8 protein-coding genes and 1 pseudogene are annotated in these 13,250 nt (G+C 64.0%); 3 read left to right on the top strand and 6 right to left on the bottom strand.

Annotated elements, in window-relative coordinates; translation table 11 throughout:
- Window positions 1-79 precede the first annotated feature (79 nt).
- The 5 genes and pseudogenes from NKH02_RS08980 to NKH02_RS08960 form a co-directional block, all read right to left on the bottom strand.
- Window positions 80-1,012, bottom strand: coding sequence for a glycosyltransferase family 2 protein (locus NKH02_RS08980; protein WP_352878011.1), 933 nt, complete (start codon window positions 1,010-1,012; stop codon window positions 80-82).
- A 141-nt stretch (window positions 1,013-1,153) separates the two neighbouring features.
- Window positions 1,154-2,038, bottom strand: a complete 885-nt coding sequence (locus tag NKH02_RS08975) for a transglutaminase family protein (protein ID WP_352878009.1) — start codon at window positions 2,036-2,038, stop codon at window positions 1,154-1,156.
- 28 nt (window positions 2,039-2,066) lie between these two features.
- Window positions 2,067-4,478 (bottom strand): circularly permuted type 2 ATP-grasp protein, encoded by a 2,412-nt coding sequence (locus tag NKH02_RS08970; protein ID WP_352878006.1) that lies wholly within the window; start codon window positions 4,476-4,478, stop codon window positions 2,067-2,069.
- 6 nt (window positions 4,479-4,484) lie between these two features.
- Window positions 4,485-7,844 (bottom strand): annotated as a pseudogene (locus tag NKH02_RS08965) (transglutaminase family protein).
- Window positions 7,845-7,956: 112 nt separating this feature from the next.
- Window positions 7,957-9,153 carry an acyl-CoA dehydrogenase gene (locus tag NKH02_RS08960; RefSeq protein ID WP_352878003.1) on the bottom strand — a complete coding sequence of 399 codons (1,197 nt, stop codon included), beginning with the start codon at window positions 9,151-9,153 and terminating at the stop codon, window positions 7,957-7,959.
- A 154-nt stretch (window positions 9,154-9,307) separates the two neighbouring features.
- On the opposite strand from NKH02_RS08960, the gene NKH02_RS08955 reads away from it, so the two are divergent.
- From NKH02_RS08955 to NKH02_RS08945, 3 genes are read left to right on the top strand one after another with little or no spacing between them, the layout of a single operon-like run.
- Window positions 9,308-10,204 carry a LysR family transcriptional regulator gene (locus NKH02_RS08955; RefSeq protein WP_352878000.1) on the top strand — a complete coding sequence of 299 codons (897 nt, stop codon included), beginning with the start codon at window positions 9,308-9,310 and terminating at the stop codon, window positions 10,202-10,204.
- Between the two features lie 52 nt (window positions 10,205-10,256).
- Window positions 10,257-10,511 carry a type II toxin-antitoxin system ParD family antitoxin gene (locus NKH02_RS08950; RefSeq protein WP_352863438.1) on the top strand — a complete coding sequence of 85 codons (255 nt, stop codon included), beginning with the start codon at window positions 10,257-10,259 and terminating at the stop codon, window positions 10,509-10,511.
- Window positions 10,512-10,514: 3 nt separating this feature from the next.
- Window positions 10,515-10,817, top strand: coding sequence for a type II toxin-antitoxin system RelE/ParE family toxin (locus NKH02_RS08945; protein WP_352877997.1), 303 nt, complete (start codon window positions 10,515-10,517; stop codon window positions 10,815-10,817).
- 65 nt (window positions 10,818-10,882) lie between these two features.
- On the opposite strand, the gene NKH02_RS08940 is transcribed toward NKH02_RS08945, so the two are convergent.
- The gene (locus tag NKH02_RS08940; RefSeq protein WP_352877994.1) at window positions 10,883-13,207 is read right to left on the bottom strand and encodes a Tex family protein; all 2,325 of its coding nucleotides are present in this window, start codon (window positions 13,205-13,207) and stop codon (window positions 10,883-10,885) included.
- Window positions 13,208-13,250: the final 43 nt, after the last annotated feature.

Raw genomic sequence — 13,250 nt, 5'->3', positions numbered from 1 at the left:
CACTGGCCGATTGCTGGTTCCACACGCCGCCTGAAAAGACTGTGCGCCTGTATAGTGTCGGTCCCGGCGGAACTGGCGCCTACAGGGCGCCTTGCAACTGGATCGACGGCGGTGACAAGCGCCGCCGCGCCGCAAGCTTGAACCTGTAGCGCAGGCAGCGCCAGGCTTCCGAGCGACGCTTTGGTGCGGCCGCGGCCACCGCCAGGAAGCGCGCCGTGGTGTCCAGATCGCCGCGTGCATAATGGACCCGGGCGATCTTGAGGGCGACAAGCCCTTCCCTGGCCTTGAGCGCCGACATCGGAATGCTGCAGTCGGTAAGCGTGCGCAATTGTCGGCGCCAATCCAGGAAGCGCCGTACCGGGTTAATCGCAAAGCGGTCGTCGGAACGCACCGGCGAAACCTCATAGACCATGACGGGTTGCGAAACCATGGCCAGCGATGCCTTGCTCATCAGCCGCGCCCAAAACAGCGTGTCCTCGTCATAAGCCAATCCGACCGGGAATCTCGTCTCGCCGATCAGGGCTCGGGATGCCAGAACGCTGCCCACGGCGACCGACCGTATGTCGCCTTTCACATAGGCGGCAGCGTTTGCCAGGCACGCGGCCTGATAGCCGTTTGGCACCTTGATCTGTCGATCCTGGCCGTTCACCCGTCGCCGGTAGGCGCCCACGATCATATCGGCTTCCGGCTGCTCCTGCGCCTTCCGGAGCAGCGAGCGCAATCCGCCTCGCAGATGCAGGTCGTCGGCATCGATCAGGTATACCCAGGGATGGAGCACCTCCGCCAGCGCCACATTGCGGGTTCCGCCGGCATCGCGGCAACTGGCGGGCAGCACATGCAACGGCAACGATAGTTCCGCCGCGAACTGCCGCGCAACGGCTGCCGTGTCGTCCGTCGATGCGTCGTCGACCAGCAGTATCTCGCCGATGATTTCGGCCTCGCTGCGAAGAGAAGCCAGCGTCGCCCCGATGGTCGCCGCCGCATTGTGGGCAGGAATAACGACGCTGATCACTCTTAAACCCCGCGCCAACGCGCATAAGAATACAATTATTGTCCACTTCGAAACGAATGCAAAGTAGCTGCTGCATCGGCGTTTGAGAAGTAGTCTTGTCCGTCGGAATTACAGCGAAGAGGTCGCTGCACCAACCTGCTTTCACGCTTTTTCGAGCACTACCGGAATGACGTCGACAGCTTGCTCGCCGACCTGTCCCCCCGTGGTCTTGAGAACGCCCACGATCGGCGCCACGTCCGAATAGTCGCGGCCATAACCGACGGTGATGTGGTCGTTGCTGGCCCGCATGCCGTTGGTCGGATCGAATTCCTGCCAGCCGGCATCGCGCCCGCACCAGACCTTGACCCAGGCGTGCATGGCATCGGCACCTTCCAGCCTGGGCTTGCCCTTGGGCGGGATGGTGCGCAGGAAGCCGCTGACATAGCCGGCCGGAATGCCGAGCCCGCGCAGGCCGGCGATCATGATGTGCGAAAAATCCTGGCAGACACCGCGCTTCAGCTTGAAGGCATCGCTGGCCCGGGTTCGCACGGTGGTCGCCTCGCCGTCATAGGTGAAATCGCGATGGATGCGATTGCACAGGTTCATCGCCGTGCCGGCGGCAGAGCCGGTGATGCTGTCCCGAGCGTAGCCGGTGATCGCACCGTCGATGCCGGCATGAGTGCTGGCCGTCAGGAAATGGTGCGGTGTATCAGGCGCCAGCGACCGCACGGCGGCGAGTTCCTGCCTGAGCCGGCCGATATCGGGTGACACGTCGAGCCCAGGCTCGGGCCGCGACACCGATACGCGTGCGCTCATCCTTATGTCGAGCGTGTCATGCGCCTCGCGAAAGGCGATCGAGGTGACGTTGTTGCCGAAGAAATCGGAAAAATCAGAACGCTCGTTGGGCGCCGGCGCAAAGGACAGGGATGCGGCGATAACGCGCTGCACCCCAGATATCGTCGACGGCAGCACGCGAATCTGATGGCGGCCACCACCAGCCGCCGCGGCATAGTCGTAATGGAGATGAAGCCTGATATCGTAAAGCATGCCCTACTTTTCTTGTTTCGGAACCAGCTTAGCCGAAATAGGCTTTGGCGAGGCTGTTGTAGAGGCCGCCGATTTCGTGGGCGAGCTCATCCAGCGCCTTTGCCGTCATGTCCGAAGGCTCCTTGATGGCGATCTGGGTGTTGAGCTGCAGGATTTCCTTCGCCGCCGGCGACATGTGCCCTTCCCCGCCGAGCGATGGCAACAGGCCGATCTCGGCCTTCAGCCTTTCGAGCTGGAACAGGATGGAGCGAGGATTGAGCGGGTCGAGCGCCAAGAGATCGATCACCGTGCGCCGGCCGGCCTGCACCGGGTATTGCCGGCGGTGGGTCATCACGCTATCGCCGATCTCCAGCATCATGTCGAGCGCGCCGTCGGGCGCCTTGGCGTTGGTCAGCCGGGATAGCGTGCGGGCGATCTGGATGCCGCGTTCCAGCCGGCGGCCGATCTCGAGGAAGCGCCAGCCGGCGAAGCGATACATGTTCTCGTGCAGCAGGCCGGAAAAGCCGGCGAGCTTGCGCAGGATGACCGTCATCGCCCGGGTCGCGTCGTCGCCGGGTGCCACCGTCGTCGCGAACTGATGGATGGTCTTCGACAGGTCCTTCAGCGCCAGCCAGCCATCGGGCGAGAAGCGGTCGCGAATCTGCCCGGCGCTGTAGACCGCACTATCCAGCGTGCCGATCAGCCCTTTCGGGATCGCCGTTTCGACGTCGATCCCGAAAGGTTCGAGATAATCCCTGATGTCCGCCAAGAGAGGCATGTCCGGATCGGACGTCTCGGCCAGCCGCACATGATAGGCGCGCAGGATGCGCACCGTGTCTTCCGAGCGTTCGATGTAGCGTCCGAGCCAGGTCAGGTTCTCCGCCGCACGGCTGGGCAGGCTGCCGGGCCTGGTGCGGGTGAAACCGTCGCTCTCTTGCGGCAGCAGCGTCTCGCGCTCCACCGGTTTGTCGCTGACAACCCAGACATCCGCCGCCTGGCCGCCGCGCTGCATGGCGATCGCCGTCGGGTCGAGGGACAGGCCGACGCGGGCAAATCCCCCCGGCATCACCGTCCAGCCTTCGGGTGTTCGCGCCAGGTAGACGCGCAGGCTCGCCGGCCGCGGCTCCAGCCGGCCACCGACATAGACGGGCGTCGTCGAAAGCGTCACCGCTTCCTGGCCGACGAAGTCGCCGCCATCGCGTTCGATGCGCGACACCAGCTCCGCCCGCTCGCCGGCGGACAGCGCCGAGCCAAGTTTCGTCTGGTCGTCATCCTCGAAGGCAAGTCTCGTCGATAGCGCCGGGCCAATGACCATGCGATCGATATTGGCCAGCACATGCGCGCGTTCGGTTGCTTGCCCGCACCACCATGTCGCGACACTCGGCAGCAGCAATTCCTCGCCGTGCAAGGCTCGCGAAATCTTGGGCAGGAAGGCGAGCAACGCGCGCGTCTCCATCAGGCCGGAGCCCAGCGCATTGACGGTCGCAACCGCGCCCTGGCGGACCGCCTCGACCAGTCCCGGCGTGCCGATCTGCGAATCCGCGCGCAGTTCGAGCGGATCGGCGAAGGCGGCATCGAGCCGCCGCCACAACACGCTGATCGGCATCAGGCCGGAAACCGTGCGCACCATCAGCCTGCCGCCGGAAACGGTCAAATCCTCGCCTTCGAGCAGCATGATGCCGAGATAACGGGCGATATAGGCGTGTTCGTAGTAGGTTTCGTTGAGCGGCCCAGGCGTCAGGATGGCGACGCGGCCGTCGGTCTCCTTGGCCATGCCGATCAGCGCGTCGCGAAAGCGGCGGAAGAAGCCGGCAAGGCGGTGCACATGCATCTCGCCGTAGATATCGGACAGCGCGCGCGTGGTGGCGACGCGGTTTTCCAGCGCAAAGCCGGCGCCGGACGGCGCCTGCGTGCGATCGCCGAGCACCCACCACTGGCCATCAGGCCCACGGCCCAGTTCGAAGGCACAGAAATGCAGGAAATGACCGCCGGCCGGCTTGGTGCCGACGAGGGGTCGCAAATATTCCGGACTGGCCGCGATCAGTCCCGCCGGCAGGATACCCTTTTCGACCAACCGGTTCGGCCCGTGGATATCGGCGATGGTTTCCTCGAACAGCTCGGCGCGTTGCACGAGGCCAGCGCTGATCGCCGCCCACTCGCTCTCCTCGATGAGAACCGGGACATGCGCCAGCGGCCATTCGCGCTCATTGGTGCCGGCCTTGTCATAGACGCGGTAGTAGACGCCGGCGTCGCGCAGATACTGGTCGGCGCGGGCGAAACGCTGGCTAAGCTTTTCAGGCCCCAGTTCGTCGAGTGCTTCGATGAAGTGCTTCCAGACAGGACGGGGATTGCCTGATGGATCGACCATCTCGTCGACGACGCCGTCGATCGGCTGGTAGTGCTCCAGCAGGCTGTGGATCCGCGGCTTGCCGCGTACCCTCTTGTGATTCCCCTTTACCATCGCTGATCAGAGTCTTGCCGGCCGCCGAAGGTCAAGGGTCATCGGGAAATCTTCAGCGGGTTGTTCCTCACGTAGCACATAAGCGGACGGCGTATGGCCGCGCGGTTCGAAGCGGGCGAGGCGCCGTGCCTCCGCCTCATTGCCATTGACCGGGAAAGTATCGTAGTTGCGCCCGCCCGGATGCGCGACATGGTAGACGCAGCCGCCGACCGCCCGGCCCGACCAGCGGTCATAGATGTCGAAGACCAGCGGCGTGTTGACCGGCAGTGCCGGATGCAGGCCAGAAGCTGGCTGCCAGGCCTTGAAGCGGACGCCCGCCACCGCGACTTCGCGATTGTCCGTGACCTTCATCGGTACGATGCGGCCGTTGCAGACGATCGCATGACGCTCCGGATTGAGACCTTCGGTCTTGACCTGCAGCCGCTCGACCGATGAATCGACGAAGCGCACGGTGCCGCCGATCGCGCCTTGTTCACCCATGACATGCCACGGCTCCAGCGCCTGCCGCAGTTCCAGCTTGATGCCCGCATGCTGAACCTCGCCGCAGAACGGGAACCGGAACTCGAGCTGGGCGTCGAACCATTCGGGCCTGAACTCGAAACCGTTGAGCTTGAGGTCATCGAGCACGTCGAGAAAATCGGCCCAGGCATAGTGCGGCAGCATGAAGCGGTCATGCAGCGAGGTGCCCCAGCGCACGAAACGGCCATCGAGCGGGTTCTTCCACGCACGGGCAATGATCGCCCTAACAAGCAGTTGCTGCGCCAGGCTCATACGCGCATTGGGCGGCATCTCGAAACCGCGGAACTCGACAAGACCCAGCCGGCCGGTCGGTCCGTCCGGCGAGAACAGCTTGTCGATGCAGATTTCCGAGCGGTGCGTATTCCCGGTGACGTCGGTCAACAAATTGCGGAACAGCCGGTCGACCAGCCACGGCAAGGGTGCCGCCCCTTGCTCCGGATGCGGCACCTGCGCCATCGCGATTTCGAGCTCATAGAGCGAGTCGTGACGCGCCTCGTCGAAGCGCGGCGCCTGGCTGGTTGGGCCGATGAACAGGCCTGAGAAGAGATAGGACAGCGAGGGACGCCGCTGCCATTGCAGCACCAGGCTCTTCAACAGGTCCGGCCTTCGCAGGAACGGGCTGTCATTGGGCGTCGCACCGCCGACCACGACATGGTTGCCGCCGCCGGTGCCGGTGTGGCGGCCATCGATCATGAACTTGTCGGCGCCAAGTCGCGTCTGCCGCGCTTCCTCGTAGATCGCCGTCGTCGTCGCCACGCAATCCTGCCAGTTGGACGCCGGATGGATGTTGACCTCGATGACGCCTGGATCCGGCGCCACGCGGATGACGTTGAGGCGCGGATCGTGCGGCGGGCCATAGCCTTCGATATGCACGGGAAGGCCGATCGCCTTTGCCGCGTTCTCGGCCGCCGCGACCAGTTCCAGATAGTCTTCGAGCGCTTCAACTGGCGGCATGAACACACAAAGCCGCCCGTCGCGGGGTTCCCCCTAGCGCGGGGTGCCCACCGCGCCACCAATCTCGGTGATCTTCTGTTCGACGCGATCCTGCTGGCCGGTCGCCGCCGTGAAGGACGCCGCCTGCTGGCGCCGCGCCATCTCGTCGGCGCCTTCGAGTTCGGCCGGAGCCGTCACAGGCATTAAGGCCTCACGCGCGGGCAGCGGTCCGCGTGGCAGCGACGGATCGACCGGCACGATGTAGGGGAATTGCTCCGGCGGCACATAGGGCAGCGTGCCGAGCGGCAAGCGGTAGCCGACGGGTGAATCGCCGGGCACCAGGAACAGCCGGCCGCGCCGCGTCTTCCATTTTTCCGAGCGCCAGCGTGGCCCTGATGCCTGGCTGTTCCAGCGCTGGACGGGCAGCACATAGCCTGACGGCTTGGTCAGCCCGCGTTCGAACACCTTCGCCATGCGGCTGCGTTCTTCCGGATCCTCCAGCTTGGAGTTGGATGGATCGACATTCTCCGGCAGCTTGCCTTCCTTGAGCAGCCACTCGGCCGGATCCTCGTAGGCTTCGCTGACCATGGTCTTGTCGATACCGAGTTCGCCGGCAATCGCGGTGAGCAGGCTTTCGGCCTGTTTCGGGCCGATATCGGCCTCGCTCTTTTCGCGTGCGATCAGCGACGGATCGCTCCACACCGGCTGGCCATCGGTACGCCAGTAGAGCGAGAAGGTCCAGCGCGGCAGGCTTTCGCCCGGATACCATTTGCCCTGGCCATAGTGGAGAAAGCCGCCGGGCGCGAAACGCTCGCGCAGTTTCCGGATCAGTTCGTCGGCCTTTTCGCGCTTGGTCGGGCCGACGGCGGCGGTGTTCCACTCGGCCGACTCGAAATCGTCGATCGATACGAAGGTCGGCTCGCCGCCCATGGTCAGCCGCACGTCCCCCGCCGTAAGGGCTGCATCGACCTTGTTGCCCAGCGCGTCGAGCGCCTGCCAGCTCTCATCCGAGAACGGCTTGGTGATGCGCGGATGCTCGGCGATGCGGTCGACCCGCATCTCGAAGCCGAATTCGACATTGGCGAAGCTCGCCATGCCGGAAATCGGGGCTGCGTTGCGGAAATGCGGCGTTGCCGCCAGCGGCACATGGCTTTCGCCGGTTAGCAGGCCCGAGGTCGGGTCGAAGCCGATCCAGCCGGCGCCGGGAAGATAGACCTCGCACCAGGCATGCAGATCCGTGAAGTCGACGGCGGTTCCCGGCGGGCCGTCGAGCGCGACGAGGTCGGGCTTGAGCTGGATCAGGTAGCCGGAAACGAAGCGCGCGGCGATACCGAGATTGCGCAGGATCTGCACCAGCAGCCAGCTCGAATCGCGGCACGATCCCTGTTTCGCGGCAAGCGTCTCCTCCGGCGAGAACACACCGGTCTCCATGCGCACGATATAGGCAATTTCGCGCTGCAGCCGGGCATTGAGATCGACGAGAAAATTGACTGTATTCGGCGCGCTGCGGTCGATCGTCCCGAGCAAGGCCGAAAGCAACGGACCAGCCGGTTCCGGCGTCCGGTAGATCGCGAGATCATCGCGTATCTCCTCCGGATATTCGAACGGAAACGCCTCCGCCGATGGCTCGACGAAGAAATCGAACGGATTATAGACCGTCATGTCGGCGACGAGGTCGACCTCGATCTTCAACTCGGTCACCGGCTCCGGAAAGACGAAACGGGCGAGGAAGTTGCCGTAGGGATCCTGCTGCAGATTGACGAAGTGGTTCGGCGGCTCGACCTTGAGCGAATGACTGAGCACCTTGGTGCGCGAATGCGGCGCCGGCTGCAGCCTGATGATCTGGGGACCGAGAACCACCGGCCGGTCGTATTTGTAGTGGGTCAGGTGATAGACGGCTGCCAGAATTGCCATGGGGCCCCGGAATTCAGCGTTTCAAACGATTTCGCTGAACCCTGACACAAATGGCGGCCATTCTCCAAGCAGAGATGTTGCGGTGCACCTAATTTAAGCGGCTACCGAAGGCTCAGAAGAACGCCTGTATCCCAGTCTGCGCCCGTCCAAGTATCAGCGCATGAACGTCATGCGTGCCCTCATAGGTGTTGACCGTCTCCAGGTTCTGCGCGTGGCGCATAACATGATAACCGATCTGGATGCCGTTGCCGCCATGCATGTCGCGGGCCTGGCGGGCAATGTCCAGCGCCTTGCCGCAATTGTTGCGCTTGACGATCGAGATCATTTCCGGCGCCATTTTGCCTTCATCGAGCAACCGTCCGACGCGCAACGATGCCTGCAGCCCAAGCGCTATCTCGGTCTGCATATCGGCGAGCTTCTTCTGGTAAAGCTGCGTGCCGGCCAGCGGCTTGCCGAACTGCTTGCGATCAAGACCGTACTGGCGGGCGCGATGCCAGCAATCCTCCGCCGCCCCCATCGAGCCCCAGGAAATGCCGAAACGGGCCCGGTTGAGGCAGCCGAACGGGCCGCCAAGGCCCTTGGCGTTGGGCAACAGCGCATCCTCGCCGACTTCGACGCCTTCCATCACCACTTCGCCGGTGATCGATGCCCGCAGCGACAGCTTGCCACCGATCGTCGGCGCCGAAAGCCCCTTCATGCCCTTTTCCAGCACAAAGCCGCGGATCTCGTCCTTGGCGTTCTCGCCTTTCAACTTCGCCCAGACGACGAACACATCAGCGACCGGCGCGTTGGAAATCCACATCTTCGAGCCGGAGAGCCTGTAGCCGTTCGCGGTCTTCTCGGCGCGCGTCTTCATGCCGCCCGGGTCGGAGCCGGCATCCGGCTCGGTCAGGCCGAAACAGCCGATCCATTCGCCGCTTGCGAGCTTGGGCAGGTACTTCTTGCGCTGTTCGTCCGAGCCATAGGCATGGATCGGATACATCACCAGCGACGACTGCACTGACATCATCGAGCGATAGCCGGAGTCAACGCGTTCGACTTCCCGCGCGACCAGCCCGTAGGTCACATAATTGGCGCCAAGCCCGCCGAATTCCTCGGGAATATTGATGCCGAGCAGCCCGGCTTCGCCCATTTCGCGGAAGATGGCGGTGTCGAAGGTCTCGTTGAGATAGGCGTCCTCGATCCGCGGCGCCAGTCTGTCGGCGGCAAAGGCCGCCGCACCATCGCGCACCATGCGCTCGTCTTCCGAAAGCTGATCCTCGATCAGGAATGGGTCTTCCCAGACGAATGCATTCTTGTCGGCGGCCATGGCGTTCTCCCAAACCAATGCATGTCGCCCAAAAGTGTTCAGCGGCTTTCGGACGCCGACCTGCATAGCAAAATCCTGGCCCGGCTTATCGGCCTGCGCCTCGAAAAAATCAAACGAAATTGCTTCACCGATCAATGAGCGTTAGTAATGGATCATGAATGTCCAGCGCCGCCTTTTGCCAAACATCAGCGCCCTTGCCGCCTTCGAGGCGGTGGCCCGACTCGGCAGTTTCACCGCTGCTGCCCAGGAGCTTGATCTGACCCAGGGCGCGGTCAGTAGGCAGATCAGGTTGCTGGAAGACCAGTTCGGCCGCCGATTGTTCGAGCGCGACAGCCGCAATGTCAGGCTGTCGGCATCGGGCGAAATCTACGCCGAGGCGGTGCGTTCAGCACTTGGCCAGTTGCGTGACGCAGCCCTCGGATTGATGAGCAATCGGCATAGTGGCATCCTGAACCTTGCCATATTGCCCACCTTCGGCACCCGCTGGCTGATGCCGATGATCCCCGATTTCGTCGAAAACAATCCTGACATCACCATCAACTTCGTCACCCGCGTCGGCCGCTTCGACTTCGCCAGGGAGAGGCTGGACGCCGCCATCCACTACGGGCTGCCGGACTGGCCGGAGGCCGACTCGACGCTCTTGGTGCGCGAAACGGTGGCGCCGGTGGTGTCGCCCGAATTCCTCGCTGGCCGCGCCATCGCCTCACCGGCCGATATCGGCCGCTTGCCGCTGCTGCACATGGCGACGCGCCCTGGCGCCTGGACCGAATGGTTCGAGCATCAGGGCCTGAGCGCGCCGACCGGACCGGGCATGCAGTTCGAACAGTTCGGCACCGCGGCCCAGGCCTGCATGGCGGGGCTCGGCATGGCGCTGTTGCCGTTGATCCTCATCGCGGGCGAATTGCAGCGTGGCCAGCTCGTACCGGCGCCCGGCGAGCCCATGCAAAGCCGCAGTGCCTATTATCTCGTCGTTCCGCACGACAAGCGTGGCCATCCGCCGGTCGCCAGCTTTCGCGACTGGCTGCTCAAGCATGTAGGCCATCAGATTTGATTTGGCGGATTTATCAAAAATTGATAATATTGGGTAAAAGCAAGGATAACTCATGCCTGCAAGTTACAGCATCGGCCCCCGCTATGAGACATTGGTGCGCGAGTTGGTAAAGAGCGGCCGCTATGCCAGCGCCAGCGAAGTTGTGCGCGATAGCCTGCGCCTGCTGGAAGAGCGCGAAGAACAGCGCGAGGCAAAGCTTGCGGCGCTACGAGAGGACATTCGAAAAGGCGTGGAAAGTGGCCCGGGCATCCCGGCCGAACAGGTGTTTAAGCGACTGGAAGCAAAATACAGCGGCGGAAAGCCGTGAACAATGGCGGTCATATTTGCGCCAGCCGCCGCGCAGGACGTCGAAGAGATCGGCGATTACATCCTCGCTGGAAATCCCGCTGCGGCTCGACGCTTCATAGCTGCGCTCAGGGAACGCTGCGGCCGCATTGCTGACGCGCCACGCGGTGGCGTTCCCCAGCCGAGTCTATGGCCCGGCCTGCGCTCCATCGCATTTCTGCGCTATGTGATTTTCTACACCGCCGATGGCGATGATGTGCGTATCGAGCGCATTTTGCATGGTGCCCGCGACATCCCGACCATTCTTGAGGGACGCAATGATTCTTGAGCCCTGTGTCGCACGGCATGAATCTCATCAAACGCGGACGTGCTTCAAGGCGGGTCGCAGAATAGTCATTTCCGCTTCAGCGCGTCAGCCAATGCCGCACCGAACGCGCCTTGCTGCGCCGGCCTTTCCGGCTGGCGTGGAGGTGCCGGCGAACGCGGCGCCGGCCTGCCGCCGCCATTGTCGCGCGGCCCGCCTTTCGACGCCCCACCTTCGCCGCCATCCTTGCGCATGGACAGCGCGATACGCTTGCGCTTGATGTCGACATCGACGACGCGCACCTTGACCACATCGCCGGCCTTGACCACCTCATGCGCGTCCTTGATGAACCGGTCGGCCAGCTGCGAGACATGCACCAGCCCGTCCTGATGGACGCCGATATCGACGAAGGCGCCGAAGGCGGCGACATTGGTGACCGTGCCTTCCAAAAGCATGCCGGGCTTCAGATCCTTGATGTCGTCGATGCCATCGGCGAAGGTCGCCGTCTTGAAGCCGGGGCGCGGATCGCGGCCGGGTTTTTCCAGCTCCGCCAGGATATCGCGAACCGTCGGCAAGCCGAAACGCTCATCGACGAAGACGCGCGGATCGAGCGCCTTGAGTGCTGCACTGTCCCCCATCAGCGAGCGAACATCGCGCCCGCAGGCAGCGACGATCTTCTTCGCCACGCCATAGGCTTCCGGATGCACCGACGAGGCATCCAGCGGCTCGCTGCCATTGGCAATGCGCAGGAAGCCGGCGGATTGCTCGAACGCCCGAGGTCCAAGGCGGGCGACCTTCAGCAGGTCCTTTCGGCTGGCGAACGGGCCGGTCGCGTCGCGATGCGCAACGATGGCGTCCGCGAGCGATGCGCCAAGGCCAGACACGCGCGCCAGCAGCGGCGCCGAGGCGGTGTTGAGATCGACGCCGACGGCGTTGACCGCGTCTTCCACCACGGCCTCCAACGAGCGGCCGAGCCGGTACTGGTCGACGTCATGCTGATACTGACCGACACCGATCGATTTCGGCTCGATCTTGACCAGTTCGGCCAGTGGATCCTGCAGCCGCCGTGCGATCGATACCGCGCCGCGTAGCGACACGTCGAGGCCGGGGAATTCCGCCGCCGCCGTCGCCGATGCCGAATAGACCGAGGCGCCCGCCTCGCTGACGATCACCTTGAGCGGCTTCGGACCAGCGTCCGCCGGCATGTCGGACAGCATGTCGGCGACAAGCTTCTCCGTCTCGCGGCTGCCGGTGCCGTTGCCGATCGAGATCAGCTCGACCTTGTGAAGGCGGATGAGCTTGGCGAGTTCGGCCTGCGTGCCACGCACGTCGTTCCTCGGCGGAAACGGATAGACCGTTGTCGTGGTCAGCACCTTGCCGGTTCCGTCGACCACCGCCACCTTGACGCCGGTGCGGATACCGGGGTCGAGCCCCATCGTGGCCCGCGAGCCGGCCGGGGCCGCAAGCAGCAAATCCTTCAGATTGCGGGCAAAGACGTGGATCGCTTCCTCTTCCGCTCGTTCGCGCAGATCGCGCATCAAATCGAGCGTCAGGTGCAGCGACAGCTTTATGCGCCAGGTCCAGCCGGCGACCTCCGTCAGCCAGCGATCGCCCGGCAGGCTGCCGCCGATCGCATAGGCATTGGCGATCATCCGTTCGACCGGCTTCACCGGGGAGGTGTCGTCGGCATCGACCTCGATGTCGAGCGACAGCACTTCCTCGTTGCGGCCGCGCAGCATGGCCAGGGCGCGATGGCTCGGCACATTTGCCCAGCGCTCGACATGGTCGAAATAGTCGGAGAATTTTGCGCCAGCCTCCTGCTTGCCGTCGACCACCCTGGCCCGCATGAAGGCGCGTTCCTTCATGTGGGTGCGCAGTTTGCCGACCAGATCGGCATTCTCGGCGAACTGTTCCGACAGGATGTCGCGCGCGCCATCGAGCGCCGCCTTGACGTCGGCCACCTCTTCGGTGACATAGGCCAGCGCCAACTCAGCGGGCACCGACGCCCGGTTAGCGAGGATGGCTTCGGCCAGAGGCCCCAGCCCACGTTCCCGGGCGATCTCGGCCTTGGTCCGGCGCTTGGGCTTGTAGGGCAGGTAGATGTCTTCCAACTCCGCCTTGGTCGCGGCGGTCACGATCTTGCGCTCGAGCTCCTGCGTCAGCTTGCCCTGCTCGCGGATGGAGCCAAGAATGGTGTCGCGGCGCGCATCGAGCTCGCGCAGATACGCAAGCCGTTCGGCAAGGTCGCGCAATTGCGTGTCGTCCAGCCCGCCGGTGACCTCCTTGCGGTAACGCGCCACGAACGGCACCGTCGCACCCTCGTCGAGCAATTTGATCGCCGCGGCCGCCTGTTCGGGCCGGGCAGTGATCTCGGCTGCGATGATGGCTGCAATGCGCTTGATGTCGAATGCCATGTCATTCCTGCTCTCGTCGAAAGAGCGGCGACCATAGGCGCAG

Source organism: Mesorhizobium sp. M1396 (assembly GCF_040317725.1).
Taxonomy (GTDB): Bacteria; Pseudomonadota; Alphaproteobacteria; order Rhizobiales; family Rhizobiaceae; genus Mesorhizobium.
This window is presented reverse-complemented; position numbering and strand designations above follow the sequence as displayed.